The sequence below is a fragment of the Xanthomarina sp. F1114 genome (genome assembly GCF_026410255.1).
In the GTDB taxonomy this organism is placed as follows: Bacteria; Bacteroidota; Bacteroidia; order Flavobacteriales; family Flavobacteriaceae; genus Xanthomarina.
In genome coordinates, this window is the sequence record NZ_JAPMLL010000018.1 from 14833 (window position 1) to 30131 (window position 15299).

At 34.2% G+C, this 15299-nt stretch carries 15 protein-coding genes; 9 read left to right on the forward strand and 6 right to left on the reverse strand.

Features of this window, described 5'->3' with window-relative positions; translation table 11 throughout:
* The first annotated feature begins 106 nt into the window (after positions 1–106).
* From OS188_RS13550 to OS188_RS13560, 3 genes are read left to right on the forward strand one after another with little or no spacing between them, the layout of a single operon-like run.
* Positions 107–832 carry a metal ABC transporter ATP-binding protein gene (locus OS188_RS13550; protein WP_267149421.1) on the forward strand — a complete coding sequence of 242 codons (726 nt, stop codon included), beginning with the start codon at positions 107–109 and terminating at the stop codon, positions 830–832.
* Complete coding sequence (locus tag OS188_RS13555) at positions 832–1959, forward strand: metal ABC transporter permease (protein ID WP_267149389.1); 1128 nt, start codon at positions 832–834, stop codon at positions 1957–1959. The genes OS188_RS13550 and OS188_RS13555 overlap by 1 nt, the downstream gene beginning before the upstream one ends.
* The gene (locus tag OS188_RS13560; protein WP_267149390.1) at positions 1952–3112 is read left to right on the forward strand and encodes a metal ABC transporter permease; all 1161 of its coding nucleotides are present in this window, start codon (positions 1952–1954) and stop codon (positions 3110–3112) included. Before OS188_RS13555 ends, OS188_RS13560 begins: the two co-directional genes overlap by 8 nt.
* Here the strand turns inward: OS188_RS13560 and OS188_RS13565 are convergent.
* Positions 3109–3846, reverse strand: a complete 738-nt coding sequence (locus OS188_RS13565; RefSeq protein WP_267149391.1) for a TerB family tellurite resistance protein — start codon at positions 3844–3846, stop codon at positions 3109–3111. The genes OS188_RS13560 and OS188_RS13565 overlap by 4 nt on opposite strands.
* Before the next feature lie 260 nt (positions 3847–4106).
* Here OS188_RS13565 and OS188_RS13570 point away from each other — a divergent pair, with 260 nt between their 5' ends.
* The 6 genes from OS188_RS13570 (at position 4107) to OS188_RS13595 (ending at position 9785) form a co-directional block, all read left to right on the forward strand.
* On the forward strand, positions 4107–4517 hold the full coding sequence (locus OS188_RS13570; RefSeq protein ID WP_267149392.1) for a BrxA/BrxB family bacilliredoxin: 411 nt from the start codon (positions 4107–4109) through the stop codon (positions 4515–4517).
* Positions 4518–4648: 131 nt separating this feature from the next.
* Positions 4649–5047 carry a hypothetical protein gene (locus tag OS188_RS13575; RefSeq protein ID WP_267149393.1) on the forward strand — a complete coding sequence of 133 codons (399 nt, stop codon included), beginning with the start codon at positions 4649–4651 and terminating at the stop codon, positions 5045–5047.
* 36 nt (positions 5048–5083) lie between these two features.
* Positions 5084–5821, forward strand: coding sequence for a lysophospholipid acyltransferase family protein (locus tag OS188_RS13580; protein ID WP_267149394.1), 738 nt, complete (start codon positions 5084–5086; stop codon positions 5819–5821).
* An 11-nt stretch (positions 5822–5832) separates the two neighbouring features.
* Positions 5833–6822 (forward strand): acyl-ACP desaturase, encoded by a 990-nt coding sequence (locus OS188_RS13585; RefSeq protein WP_267149395.1) that lies wholly within the window; start codon positions 5833–5835, stop codon positions 6820–6822.
* Position 6823: 1 nt separating this feature from the next.
* Positions 6824–7477 (forward strand): HD domain-containing protein, encoded by a 654-nt coding sequence (locus tag OS188_RS13590; protein ID WP_267149396.1) that lies wholly within the window; start codon positions 6824–6826, stop codon positions 7475–7477.
* A 151-nt stretch (positions 7478–7628) separates the two neighbouring features.
* The gene (locus tag OS188_RS13595) at positions 7629–9785 is read left to right on the forward strand and encodes a S46 family peptidase (protein ID WP_267149397.1); all 2157 of its coding nucleotides are present in this window, start codon (positions 7629–7631) and stop codon (positions 9783–9785) included.
* A gap of 87 nt (positions 9786–9872) precedes the next feature.
* On the opposite strand, the gene OS188_RS13600 is transcribed toward OS188_RS13595, so the two are convergent.
* The 5 genes from OS188_RS13600 to hemH all read right to left on the reverse strand — a co-directional run bounded on the left by OS188_RS13600 (position 9873) and on the right by hemH (position 15247).
* A complete protein-coding gene (locus tag OS188_RS13600) occupies positions 9873–10655 on the reverse strand; it encodes an enoyl-CoA hydratase/isomerase family protein (RefSeq protein ID WP_267149398.1) in 783 nt (260 codons plus the stop codon).
* Between the two features lie 60 nt (positions 10656–10715).
* Positions 10716–12170 carry a sensor histidine kinase gene (locus OS188_RS13605; RefSeq protein WP_267149399.1) on the reverse strand — a complete coding sequence of 485 codons (1455 nt, stop codon included), beginning with the start codon at positions 12168–12170 and terminating at the stop codon, positions 10716–10718.
* 116 nt (positions 12171–12286) lie between these two features.
* Positions 12287–12835, reverse strand: a complete 549-nt coding sequence (locus tag OS188_RS13610; RefSeq protein WP_267149400.1) for a CopD family protein — start codon at positions 12833–12835, stop codon at positions 12287–12289.
* A 13-nt stretch (positions 12836–12848) separates the two neighbouring features.
* Positions 12849–14210: an MATE family efflux transporter gene (locus OS188_RS13615; RefSeq protein WP_267149401.1), complete on the reverse strand. Its 1362-nt coding sequence runs from the start codon at positions 14208–14210 to the stop codon at positions 12849–12851.
* The gene (gene hemH, locus OS188_RS13620) at positions 14210–15247 is read right to left on the reverse strand and encodes a ferrochelatase (RefSeq protein ID WP_267149402.1); all 1038 of its coding nucleotides are present in this window, start codon (positions 15245–15247) and stop codon (positions 14210–14212) included. The genes OS188_RS13615 and hemH overlap by 1 nt, the downstream gene beginning before the upstream one ends.
* Between the last annotated feature and the right edge of the window lie 52 nt (positions 15248–15299).

Consider the following 15299-nt stretch of genomic DNA (forward strand, 5'->3'; position numbering starts at 1 on the left):
TATTCAGGAATTTCCTTAAAGACTAGTAAATGATGAAAACGACTAAAACAAAAACTAGGTGAGCGAAATAAAAATTCAAGAAAAAACTTCTGTTTCCGAACACAAGATGGCGGTTCAAGTAGACGATTTAACAGTTGCCTATAACTATAAACCCGTACTTTGGGATATCGATTTAGAAATTCCAGAAGGGGTTCTTATGGCTATTGTTGGTCCAAATGGTGCCGGAAAATCCACCTTAATAAAAGCCATTCTAGGAATATTAAAACCTATTGCTGGAAGCGTAACTATCTACGGGAAACCTTATGACGAGCAGCGAAAACTAGTAGCTTATGTACCACAAAAAGGAAGTGTAGATTGGGATTTCCCAACCACGGCATTAGATGTTGTAATGATGGGAACTTATGGCAGTTTAGGTTGGATTAAACGTCCGGGACTAAAAGAGAAAAAAGCCTCGCTCGAAGCTTTGGAGAAAGTTGGTATGTTAGCTTTTAAAAATAGACAAATCAGTCAGCTTTCAGGTGGACAGCAACAACGTATATTTTTAGCCCGTGCTCTGGTTCAAGATGCCTCTATTTATTTTATGGACGAACCTTTTCAAGGAGTTGATGCTACCACAGAAATAGCTATCATTAATATTTTAAAAGAATTGCGTAAAGCTGGAAAAACAGTAATTGTAGTGCATCACGATTTACAAACCGTACCTGAATATTTTGATTGGGTTACTTTTTTAAATGTGAAGAAAATTGCTACTGGTCCAGTTAAAGATATTTTTAACGACGATAACTTAACAAAAACCTACGGAATTAATTATAAAGTAAGCATTCAGGAGTAATGGATATTCAAGAATATTTTTCTCTAGTTATTAACGATTACACTTTAAGGACCATCACTCTTGGAACAGCTATTCTTGGTGGTGTAACAGGAATGTTAGGTAGCTTTGCTGTATTGCGAAAACAAAGTTTACTTGGAGATGCTATTTCTCACGCCGCTCTTCCAGGGATTGCTATTGCCTTCTTAATTACTGGATCTAAAGACACCAACACTTTACTTATTGGAGCTCTAATAAGTGGTTTAATTGGTACTTTCTGGATTAGAGGAATTGTTACCAAAACACATTTAAAATCTGATACGGCTCTAGGACTAATTCTTTCATTATTTTTTGGGTTTGGAATGTTATTGCTCACCTTTATTGAAAAGCAACCTAATGCCAATCAAGCCGGTTTGGACAAGTATTTATTTGGACAAGCAGCTACTTTGGTAGAAAGTGATGTCTGGCTGATGGCCACAGTCACAGGATTATGCCTACTTGTTTTATTGTTTTTTTGGAAAGAATTTAAATTATTCCTCTTTGATGCTGATTATGCTAAAACTCTTGGTTTTAACACCAAATTTATTGACATTCTTATTACTTCTTTTATTGTTTTAGCTATTGTTCTGGGTTTACAAACTGTAGGGGTTGTATTAATGAGTGCCATGCTTCTAGCTCCAGCAGCAGCTGCAAGACAATGGACAAACAGCTTATCTACAATGGTGTTCTTAGCTGCTGTTTTTGGAGCAGTCTCTGGAGTGTTAGGTACAGCCATTAGCGCTAGCCAAAACAACCTATCTACAGGACCTGTTATTGTTATTGTAGCTTCAGTTTTTGTGGTGTTTTCTTTTATATTTTCGCCAAGTAGAGGTTTGCTATTTCGTCAGATTAGATTTATTGCTAACAGACGCGATTTAGAATTACAAAAAACTTTGGCTTTTATGTATCATATTGCAGAAACGCACGATAATATTTCGCATCCACATACCATTAAAATCTTAAATAACTTTCAAGGTTATACACGAAAAACACTTCAGAAGTTAGTAGATAAAGGTTATGTTACCCTAGATGGAACCATGTGGAGTTTAACCGAAAAAGGCTTTGAAACAGCAGCTAATTTATATAATCAACAAGCCATAAAAGATGAATAATGCACAATTAGAAATTCAGTTAATTGCTAGTTTGGTTGCTATTGCTTGTGCTATTCCTGGTACGTTTTTAGTACTTAGAAAAATGGCTATGATTAGCGATGCCATTAGTCATTCTATCTTACCTGGGCTTGTGATTGGTTTTTTTATAACCCAAGATCTCAACTCGCCATTATTAATTTTGTTTGCAGCTTTAACTGGAGTAATTACAGTTGTTTTGGTAGAACGTATTCAAAAAACAGGTTTGGTAAAAGAGGATACAGCTATTGGATTGGTCTTTCCCGTTCTTTTTAGTATTGGGGTTATTTTAATTGCTAAAAATGCCAACGATATTCATTTGGATATAGATGCCGTTTTATTAGGAGAATTAGCTTTTGCACCCTTCGATAGAATTTATCTAGGCCAAACAGATATGGGACCAAAATCTCTTTGGGTTATTGGAACTATTTTACTCATAACTATTGGACTATTATTCGCTTTTTTTAAGGAATTAAAACTAAGTACTTTCGATGCTGGCTTATCTGCCTCTTTAGGTTTTTCTCCGGTTTTAATCCATTACGGACTAATGACGGTTACTTCAGTTACAACCGTAGGTGCTTTTGATGCTGTAGGCGCCATTCTTGTTGTAGCTTTAATGATTGCACCTGCTGCCAGCGCTTATTTATTGACTACAGACCTAAAGAAAATGCTTGGCTTGGCCGTTAGTTTTGGCGTTTTTAGTGCTATTTCAGGTTATTGGTTGGCGCATTGGCTGGATGCTTCTATTGCAGGATCCATCACAACTATGTTAGGTTTATTATTCCTGGTAATCTATTTATTTGCCCCAAGCAAAGGCCTAATTGCAGTGATATATAGAGAAAAACAGCAACGTACAGAAGTATCTTTATTGACCTTTTTACTTCATTTAAAAAATCATACAGAAGAAAATGAACGTCATGTTAACCATTTACAAGAGCATATAAATTGGCAAAAAGTAAGAGCAAAAACTGTTTTAGATTTGGCTTTAAAAAATAATATGATTTTAATTGATAATGATATTGTTTCATTAACCCAAAAAGGAGACGAATTTACATCTAAAGCTATCGATTATATTATAACTAACGAAGATGCACAAATTGAAGATATGAAAGACGATTTCTTTTTGTTTAGAGGTTAAAATCCACGCTCATTCTGCAATTGCTCATAAGCTCCTTGAACCTGACGGAACTTTTCCTCAGCGCCCTGTTGGTGTTCTTTTCCTAAATGAATGACCTTATCTGGATGGTATTTTTTAGCCATCTTTCTATAGGCAGTTTTAATTTCTGAAACAGTGGCTTCTTTTGTTATTTCTAAGATTTTATAAGCATTATCACTACTGTTATAAAACATGGCTTTAATACTTTCAAAGTCGCGAAGACTAATCCCCAAATAATTTGCAATAGATTGAATGGTTTTCACTTCGTTTTCAACAACAATCCCATCTGCTTTAGCTATTCCGAATAAAAAATGAAGTAATTGCAATCGAGAGGGATGATCCATCATTTGTCTAATCTGCATACAAACCTGTCTTACCGGGATATCTTGTTTATTAAGCTCTTTAAATAATTTAAAAGCATGGTTGGCTCTATCTTTTCCGTACATTCCAACAAATTGCTGACGTACAAAATCTAATTCTCTTTGATCTTGCTTGCCATCTGCTTTAATTACAATAGAAGATAAAATAAGTAAGCTAACTTCAAAATCTCCAGATTGGGTTTGCCTTGTCCTTTGGTAGGTTTGTTGCGGATCTACTTTAATAGTACCTCTAGAAAATCCATCGACAACACTTCCTAAAATCATTCCTAAAATAGCACCAATTGGACCACCAAAAGACCATCCTATAGCTGCGCCAATCCATTTTGAAAAATTCATGTATTATTCTTTATTTTTTTTCTGAATATCCTTCTCTTGTTACAACAAACTCAGAACATCCTTTTTATTACAATCTTAATATTTGGGTAAATATACTATTGTTAGTCGTTTTTTTAATGAAATTGTTACCTATTCCAAATAAAATAAAAGCTGTATTCATATTATCAAACACGTTAAAAGACTGCTAATAACCATATTCAACTGAATACTTTTTCCGTATCTTTGTGTTATTAAAATAATAATCTTAAAAATTAAAAAATATGTATCCAGCAGAATTAGTAAAGCCAATGCGCGAAGATTTAACTAAAGTTGGTTTTAACGAGTTACACACTGCCGAAGCTGTAGACAGTGCTTTAGCAAAAAAAGGCACCACTTTAGTTGTTGTAAACTCTGTTTGTGGTTGTGCTGCAGCCAATGCACGTCCAGGAGCAAGTATGAGTATTAAAAATGCAAAACACCCAGATAATTTAGTAACTGTTTTTGCAGGTGTAGATAAAGAAGCAGTAGACAAAGCTAGAGAACACATGGTGCCATTCCCTCCAAGCTCTCCTTGTATTGCTTTATTTAAAGATGGTGAATTAGTTCACATGTTAGAACGTCACCATATTGAAGGCCGTCCAGCAGAAGTGATTGCAGAAAACTTAGTAGATGCTTACAATACGCATTGCTAATAATTTGAAAACGAACATCTCTCTTTAAAAAAAGAGATTAAATCATAAAGAGACCACGACTAAAAATCGTGGTTTTTTTTATATCTTTACTTAAGGCTTTTAGCTCAATAGGTTTCTAAAAATAAGGTCTTATGAAGTTCCCGATTATAATAAGCATATTTATTTCGCAACTTTTCTTTTTAGCTGCTACTAACTGTTCAGACACAGACAAAAATGTGTCATGTAATGATAGATTAACAAATTTAGATACGCAAAGAGATCAAATTCGATCTTTAGCAGAAACTTCTATTTGTAACGATAATTATGAATGTCGTTATATAGCATTTGGAAGGAAACCTTGTGGTAGAGCATGGGAATATTTAGTTTATAGCACTTCTATCGATACTTTAAAATTAGAAAATTGGGTTACTAATTTCAATAGTATGGAAGCAACTTATAACAAAGAATGTGATGCAATTTCAGATTGCATGGCAGTACTAGCTCCAACAGGTTTTGAATGTAAAAATAATAGCTGCTTTCCCATATATTAATGTTTGTAAGCTCCTATATTTTCTTAATTTTGCGATATGGAGAAACTTTTAGCTTATATTTTAACGTCTATTTACGCTGTAGTCTTTTTAAGTACTTTAGCTATTTTTCATCCCATTCAATGGGTTTGTTTTAATGTATTTGGTTATCAGGCACATAAAAAAAGTGTGGATGTCCTTCAGTTTTTCATCATGCGTTGTACCAATATTTTGGGCACGAGATATACCTTCACCAATCCTCATAAAATTGCTACAAATCAGCCGTTAATTATTGTGGCTAATCATCAAAGCATGTACGATATTTCGCCTATTATGTGGTATATGCGTAAACATCACCCTAAGTTTATTAGTAAGAAAGAACTAGGAAAAGGAATACCAAGCGTATCCTATAATTTGCGCCATGGAGGTTCGGTTTTAATAGATAGAAAAAACCCTAGACAAGCTTTACCAGCCATTATGAAGTTTGGAGAATATATTGAAAAAAACAACCGGGCTGCTGTTATTTTCCCGGAAGGAACCCGTAGTAAAGATGGACATCCAAAGCAATTTCAAACAAAGGGTTTAGAAATGTTGTTTAAGAAAATTCCTTCAGCAACCATCGTCCCTATTAGCATTAATAACTCATGGAAAATGTTAAAATATGGTAAATTTCCAATGGGAATTGGAAATCATATCCAATTAACTGTACATGAACCTATAAAATTATCTAACTTTGAAGATAGGCAAGAACTTATCAAACAAGTTGAAAAAACCATAGGCTCGAGTATTAACCCTTAAAATTCTAAATTATGTCTTTAAAAAATATCAGATTGGAAGTAATGAATCATTTAGAGAAGGATGTAGATTCTTTAATTGAAAAATACTTAATTCCTGTAGACAGTATTTGGCAGCCCACAGATTTTTTACCTAATTCTGAAGGTGAAAACTTTATGGAAGAAGTCAAAGAAATTAGAGAACTTTCTAAAGAACTCCCATACGATTTCTGGGTAGTTTTAGTTGGAGATATGATTACTGAAGAAGCACTACCAACTTACGAATCTTGGTTAATGGATGTTGAAGGTGTGGACCAAATTGGAAGAAACTCTTGGGGAAAATGGGTAAGACATTGGACGGCCGAAGAAAACCGTCACGGTGATGTTTTAAACAAATACCTCTATCTTTCCGGACGTGTTAATATGAAGGAAATTGAAAAAACCACCCATCATCTTATTGCTGATGGATTTGATATTGGCACAGACCAAGACCCATATAAAAACTTTTTGTATACTAGTTTTCAAGAACTAGCCACTTATATCTCTCACAACCGTGTGGCAAAACTAGCAAAAGACAAAGGAAATAAGCAATTAAGTAAAATGTGTAAAATTATTTCTGGAGACGAAATGAGACATCACCATGCATATTGCGAATTTGTAGAACGTATTTTCAAGGTAGATCCAAACCAAATGATGATGGCGTTTCAGCAAATGATGAAATTAAAAATAACCATGCCAGCACATTTCTTAAGAGAATCTGGCGGAAAAATTGGATCTGCTTTCGAAGAGTTTTCTAATACAGCACAACGCATAGGAGTTTATACATCTAAAGATTATGTGGATATTTTAGAAAAACTTATTGTGCGTTGGGAAATTGATAAAATTACCAACCTTTCTGATGAAGCAGAAAAAGCACGTGATTATTTAATGAAACTTCCTTCTCGTTTAACAAGACTATCTGAACGTATGAAAGTTCCTGAAAACTCCTATCAGTTTAAATGGGTAGAGCCTATTGGGAAATATTAAAATGAAACAGAAAGAACAAATTGAAAAAACAATCAGCTTTGTAAAGAAAACCCTTGCAAATGCCGAAGGTGGACACGATTGGTTTCATACACAAAGAGTCCTTAATAATTGTTCACTCATTTCTAAAAATGAAGAAGTGGATACATTCGTTGTTTCACTTGGCGCTCTCTTACATGATATTGCCGATAGTAAATTTACCAAGGGAGACGAAACCATAGGACCTAAATTAGCCCGGGAATTTTTAACAAGTATTCAAGTAGACCTAGATACTATTAATCATGTGGTGCTAATAATTAAAAACATCTCGTTTAAAGGAGGCAACCTAACTCAAGAATTTCAATCGCCAGAACTGGACGTTATTCAAGATGCCGATAGATTAGACGCGCTGGGTGCTATTGGTATTGCCAGGACTTTTAATTATGGTGGTTTTAAAAATAGAGCGCTTTATAATCCAGAAATTGAGCCCAACCTTAATATGAATAAAGAGGAATATAAATCCTCAACAGCTCCAACAATCAATCATTTCTACGAAAAACTCCTTTTATTAAAAGATAGAATGAACACCAAAACAGGTAAAGAAATTGCCGCTAAAAGACACGACTTTATGCTGCAATATCTTGAGCAATTTTATGCGGAATGGGAAGGTATAAAATAAGAGATTCTGTTTTTACTTAAATGTATTTTTCTAAGTTCTTTAGTCTTCATTTAGCTTCATCTTAAAATTATAACATCTTTTTAACAACCTAAAAACACGTTAACTATAGATATTTTCGATATTTTTGACCTTTATCACTAAACTTGAGAATATGAAAAAATTTATTTTATCGTTAACCGTTCTTTCTATGACATTTTTGTCGCCATTATTGGCCAACGAAGGAATGTGGTTTTTAATGCATATAGAGCGTTTAAATTATCGCGATATGCAAAAAATGGGACTTCAATTAACTCCCGAAGAAATTTACAGTATCAATAACCAGAGCTTAAAAGACGGGATTGTTCAATTTAATGGTGGCTGTACAGCTAGTATTATTTCCGATAGTGGTTTGGTACTTACCAACCATCACTGTGGATATTCGGCTATTGCAGAACTATCAACTGCAGAACAAAACCATTTAAAAAATGGCTATTGGGCTGGTTCTTTTGAAGATGAATTAAAACCAGAAAGCTTATACGTTCGCTTTTTTGTTAGAATGGACGATGTTTCAAAAAGAATTCTATCTCAGGTAAATGATAGCATGAGCGAAAAAGAACGTGAAGCTGCTATTAACAAAGAAATTGCAAAAATTGAGCAAGAAAATAACGAAGGTGGTAAATACACCGTTTCTGTACGTTCTTTCTACCAAGGAAACGAATTTTACTATTTTGTTTACGAAGATTATAAAGATGTTCGTTTAGTAGGAACTCCTCCAGAAAGCGTTGGAAAATACGGTGGAGATACGGATAACTGGGAATGGCCAAGACACACAGGAGATTTCTCTTTATTTAGAGTTTACACAGATGCAGATGGAAATGCAGCCGATTACGCTGAAACAAACATTCCTATGAAAGCAAAGTACCATCTTCCGGTAAATATCGATGGAGTTAAAGAAGACGACTTTGCTATGATTTTAGGATATCCGGGAAGAACAAACCGTTGGATGCCTGCTCAAGGGGTGGAGCAAAACGTAAAATATGCATATCCTGCTTGGGTTGAAGGCTCAAAATTAAGCATGGATGTTATGAAAAAGTATATGAATAAAGATGAAGCTGTTAACTTAATGTATGCTTCAAAATATGCTAGTATTGCTAACTATTGGAAAAATAGAGGTGGAATGATTGATGCGTTAACAGCTCATGAAACCGTTAAAACAAAAGCCAAAGTTGAAAAGAAATTTAACAAATGGGCCAATAAAAAAGCCAATAAAGAAGAGTATGGAGATGTTATATCTAACATCAATAAATATTATGCGCTTACTAACGAAAAAGCAAAACACGACAACTATTTAGTTGGGATGTTGCGTTCTAGTACATTTGCAGCCTTACCATATAGGTTAGGTGGCGCTTTTGAACAATATGCCGATGCAAACGAAGCAAAACGCGAAGAAATGCTTCCAAGACTACAAAGTTTTGTAGACAATGCTTATAAAGACATTTACCTGCCTTTAGAAAAAGAAGTTTTAGCAAAGCAGTTAGAATTATACACTACAAAATCTAACTATGATTTACCAGAATTAATTACTGAAGTTGGAAGTAAAAACAATAACGATTTTACATCTTATATCAATTCTGCTTTTGATTCTAGTATTTTCTCTTCAAAAGAAAAAGTAGAAGCTTTTTTAAAGTCTCCAGATAAAGCTGTTATTGAAAATGATGAATTATATAAGTTATCGACAACTTTACTTACTAAATACCGTGAAAACCCTGAAGCTTTAGTACAACCTGAAAATGACTATCAAAAATCGTTTAGATTATTAGTTGAAGGCTTACGTGTTTCTGGGTTAAGTAGTATTCAATATCCAGATGCTAACTCTACATTGCGTTTATCTTACGGAAAAGTAAGAGCTTTACCAACTAATGAAAATAAAAGTAACGATGCAGAAGTAAACAACTACACAACCTTAAAAGGGATGGTAGCAAAATATAAAGCAGACGATCCTGAATTCGATTTACCTCAGCACATGTTAGACATCTACGAAACAAAAGATTACGGACGTTATGCAAATGAAAAAGGCGAACTTTCTGTAAACTTCTTAACAGATAACGACATTACTGGTGGAAACTCTGGATCTCCTGTTATTAATGGAAAAGGAGAAGTTATTGGCTTGGCTTTCGATGGAAATATTGAAGCTATGGCTGGAGATGTAATTTTTGATGCCGATTTACAACGTACTATTAGTGTAGATATTAGATATGTACTTTGGTTGATAGATAAATATTCTAATGCACAAAATATTGTTGATGAGTTAACAATTATAGATAATTAATTTTATCTAGATTTAAATTATCACAAAAAAAAAGCGATTTCATTATTTGAAATCGCTTTTTTGTATTTAACAGGTTTTATACTAGAATTATTTTCCGGGAAAATCTGCTTTGCGTTTTTCTAAAAAGGCTGTAGTTCCTTCGGTGAAATCTTCGGTTCCGAAACAGTTTCCAAACTCCTCAATTTCTACCTGATACCCATCTACACTATCTTTAAAATTAGCGTTAACAGCTTTAATTGCTCCTTTTATGGCTACAGAAGAATTTCGCATAATTTTACCTGCAATTTTTTCAGCAAGTGGCAACAGCTCTTCTGGACTTGTAACATGATTTACCAAGCCATAAGCTTGCGCTTGATTGGCGTCAATCATCCCAGCCGTCATAATCATTTCCATAGCGCGTCCTTTTCCAACTAATTGTGGTAAACGTTGAGTCCCACCGTAACCTGGAATAACTCCAAGAGATGTTTCTGGCAATCCCATTTTGGCATTATCGCTAGCTAATCTAAAATGACAAGCCATGGCTAATTCCAAACCTCCTCCAAGTGCAAAACCATTAACGGCAGCAATTACTGGAGTAGATAGATTTTCGAGAAAATCGAATAACAATTCTTGACCTTTGGCTGCCAGTTTACCTCCGTTTGAAACATCAAAATGTGCAAACTCGCTAATATCTGCTCCTGCAACAAAAGCTTTCTCGCCACTTCCTGTAAGGATAATAACTTTGGTATTGGCATCTTTATTTGCTGCGTCTAAAGCATCATGTAATTCCTGAATTGTAGCTTTGTTTAATGCATTCAGTTTACTAGGTCTGTTAATGGTAAGTGTCGAAATTCCATTTTGGAAATCAACTAAGATATTTTCGTAACTCATAATCTATTATTTTGTGTTATTTAATCTCGTTTAAAAAATTTGCTATACGTACTTTATAATTTAACCTTTTGGAAAACTCACTTTAAAAGTAGTACCCACATCCTTCTTAGATGTAAAAGTAATACTTCCATTATAGGTTTCCACTATGTTTTTTACCATGGCAAGCCCAAGTCCCATTCCACTTGTTTTTGTGGTGAATTTTGGTTCGAAAATTCGTTGCCTATTAACTTCTGAAATCCCGATGCCATTATCTGATATGCTAATATTTACAGTACTCTCATCCTCATAGACTTTTACTATTATTTTTTTATCCTTCTTATCATCAGGAATAGCCTGAATTCCATTTTTTATTAGGTTAGTAATAACTCTAATAAGTTGGGCTTTGTCAAATCGCACTGTAATTCTATCGCTTTTCGCAATAAACTCAATATAATCTTCACTAAAAATATCCAAAGCCAATCTAGTAATTTCTACTAAATTTAAGGTTTCATTTTGTTGAGCAGGCATTTTAGCAAAGTTTGAAAATGCTGAAGCTATCGAGCTCATAGTATCTATTTGCTGAATAAGTGTTTTGGAATATTCATCAACCTTCTGGTAAATATGCTCATCGTTTGGATCAAACTTACGTTGAAAACTCTGTACAGTTAAACGCATAGGTGTTAATGGGTTTTTAATTTCATGTGCCACCTGTTTAGCCATTTCTCGCCATGCTTGTTCCCGTTCGCTTGTTGCTAGTTTAACAGCACTATCTTCAAGCTCATCTATCATACTATTATAAGCTCTAACCAGGGTCGCAATTTCTTCACTTGTGGAACCTATTTCTATTTTTTTATTATGTTTTTCTAATCGGGTTTCATTTATTTTATCGCTAATAGTTTTAAGCGATTTGGTAATATACTTCGATAAAAAATATGCTAGGGTTATAGCTATAATCAACATGACCATGTAGGCGTATGCCAGACGCAGTAGGAACTCGTTTAACTCTTTATTTAAAAAATTGTCATTTTCCAAATAAGGAATATTTAAAATAGCTAATGGCTTAAACTTATGATCTGTTATATAAGAATAAGAGGATAGAAAGGCTTCATTGTTTTCAATAGTTGTACTTACATACCTATGTTCTACCGTATTAGATAAAACATTTAAGACTTTGGCACTTAAACATTGTGTTAGAGAATCTGTTTCAAAAGTAGCTTTGGAAGACTTTATAAGGCTTCCATCTAAATCGTACAGATTAAGTTGCAATTTATGAATGGCTGCAATTTCATAAATCTCATTTTTAAAGATAAGAGGCATGGTTTCTGTAGAAACCGGATAGGTAGTTTTTCTAATGGCGTAATTAATACTTTCCTTTATATTTTCTTCCTTACGCTCAAGTCGTTCATTATGGTAATCTCTAGCTTCTTCGTTGTATTGATAGATTGCAACCGATGCAATTAAAATAGAAGCTATCAAAACCAGGAGAATCATGGCTATAAATATGCGATTACGTAATGAAAATCTTCCTAAATGCATAGTTAAAATTGAGCTGTGTTAAATATAGCAATAATCAAACCAATTGCGGTTTGGCAGTGATTAAAATTAACTTCTTAGAAGGTTTTTAAGATTTGTGGATTTTGAAAACCTACTGATTAAGCATCGGGGTTTTTAGATCGAATATTCTTATATATTTTAAAGCCCAACATCAATAAAACTCCTAAAACTAAGATACCAACAACTCCAAAAACCCAATTTATAGCGCTTTTTAAAATAACCAAAAATACGACTGCAAAAAGAATAAAAGTAGCTCCTTCGTTCCAAAGTCTCATAAAATTAGACGATTTTTTTACAATATCTTTCTGCAATTGCTTATAGTAAATATGTGTTTTGTAATGATAGAAATACAAAAGTAAAACAAAGAGTAATTTAACGTGCATCCATGGTTGCTCTAACCAATACGGCTGTATAATTAGTAACCAAATAGCAAAGAGACTTGCTAAAATTGCTGAAGGCCATGTAATTATTGTCCACAATCTTCTAGCCATTAACTTAAGTTGTTTTCCTAAAATTTCCTTTTCTGGCGAAGGTTTATGGAAGGCTTCAATTTGATATACAAAAAGTCTAGGAATATAGAATAAACCGGCAAACCAAGTGATAACAAAAATTAGATGAAGCGATTTTATGTAGTTGTAATATTCCACAGTTTAAAGGTACTTATTGTTTTTCTTCTGACCGTACTATTAAGGTCGATTTCACTTCTTTATTCAAAAAATAGGCCGTTACTAAGGTCGACAAAACATCCGAAATTGGAAAAGACATCCAAACCCCCAATTCTCCAAAATACTTAGGTAGAATTAAAATTAATGGAATAAAAAAGAATCCTTGTCGAGTTAAAGTTAAGAAAAGTGCCGGGATTGCTTTTCCTATAGCCTGAAAATAAGCAGCTCCAATAAGTTGAACAGCAACAATAGGAGTTGCTGCAAAAACCCATCTCATAGCACTTGGGGTTTCCTTTAAAACCTCTGCATCTTGTGTAAATAATCTGGTAATTGCTTCCGGAAACACCATAAGTAAAACAAAAATTACGCTGGCTAAAATCATAGCATATTTTAGGGCTGTATTGATAACCTCTCTAACTCTAGAATACTTTAATGCGCCGTAATTAAATCCAGCAATTGGTAAAAACCCTTGAGTAATTCCGAAAACTGGAAATAAAGCAAACATGAGCATTCTTCCAACAATTGCATAAGCCGTAACCGAAGTTTCTCCTCCTAAATCGTAAAGAATATTATTCATAAACAAATAGGTAATACTAACAACAGCCTGTCTGGATAGAGTTACAAAGCCCAATGAAGCAATTTCTGAAACAACTGTTTTATGAAGAATAAAATCTGAAAGATTAATTTTTAACTCTGAGTTTTTAGATAGAAAAAACCATAAAACAAAAGCAAAACACAACAAATAAGATATGGTAGTAGCCCATGCAGCTCCTGCCATTCCGTAGTCTAGAACATTGATAAAAACATAGTCTAGAATTAAGTTCCCTACAGAAGGAATCATCATGGCATACATGGCAAATTTAGGCTTTCCTTCTGCTCTAATAACAGCGTTACCCATCATACAAAGGCCTAAAAAGGGTACGCCATAAAGTACAATAACGTAATAGATTTTAGCTGGCTCGAAAATGGCTCCTTTTCCTCCAAAAGCTGGGATTATAGAATCCACATAGTACAAACCAAAACATGCCATTGAAACCGTAAACAGTAAAGTTAAAGTTATCTGGTTTCCAAAGGTTCTTAGAGCTTTTTCCTTTTTATCTCCGCCAAGAGCTCTCGAAATAATAGAAGAACCTCCAATTCCAATGGCCATTCCTAAAGCAGCAATAAAAAAGGAAACTGGCAATACCACATTAATAGCAGCAATCGCTGTGGGGCCAATCCAATTTCCAACAAAAATAGTATCCACAAGTATATTAAGCGACATGACTAAAATTCCAATGGATGCTGGAACTGCCTGCTTAATAAGTAGTTTTCCTATAGGTTGCGTGCCTAAATCTTGTGAGGATACATTTGCCATTAAACACGTTCTGCAATACTAGGTTCAGCCCAGTTTTTAATCCACTTGGCTAGAAGCTTAACCCAAGGTTCATCATCGTTTAAACAAGGAACGGTTGTAAAATCTTTTCCTCCTATTTCATGGAAAATTTCTTGTCCTTCCATTGCAATTTCCTCTAGAGTTTCTAGACAGTCGCTAACAAAAGCAGGTGTAACAACCGCCATACTTTTGGTGCCTTGTTTTCCCAGACGCTCAATGGTTCTATCTGTTGGTGGTTGTAACCAGGGATCGAAACCTAATCGAGATTGAAAACTATTAGAATATGTTCCTGGTGCTAAGTTAAGTTTTTTAGCAACTAATCTAGTTACTTCAAAACACTGATGTCTATAGCAATATTCGTGAGCGCTGGATGGAGTAACACAACAGCTTTTATCTATTTTACAATGAGATTTAGTAATATCTCTCTTAAAAATATGTCGTTCCGGAACTCCGTGATAAGAGAATAATAAATGTTCGTAATCTTTATCTTCTAAATGTCTAGAAATACTATCACTCAAAACATCTATATAATCAGGATCGTTATAAAATGGAGGAAACTCTGTAATTTTTATATTTGGAAAATGTTCTTTTCTTAGCTTTTCAGCAAGTACCACAATAGTTTCGGTGGTTGCCATAGCAAATTGCGGATATAAGGGCACTAATAAAACCTCGTCTACACCTTTATCTACCAATTCTTGCAAGCCTTTTTTAATAGTCATGCTTCCATAACGCATGGCTAAGGCTATTGGGTAATTTTCAACCTGCTGTTGTACTTTAGCTTGTAACCTTTCGGAAATAACAATTAAAGGAGAACCTTCTTCCCACCAGATTTTTTTGTAGGCAGCAGCTGATGCCTTTGGTCTTGTATTTAAAATAATCCCTCTTACAATTAGAGCTCTTGCCCAAAACGGAACGTCTATAACACGTTCGTCCATTAAAAATTCGTCTAAATATGGTTTAACATCTTTAGCGGTTGGACTATCAGGGGATCCTAGATTTACAAATAATACACCTTTCATATTTTTTATTTTGCTTAGCTATTGGGAGAACAGGAAAAATAAAATTTCATTT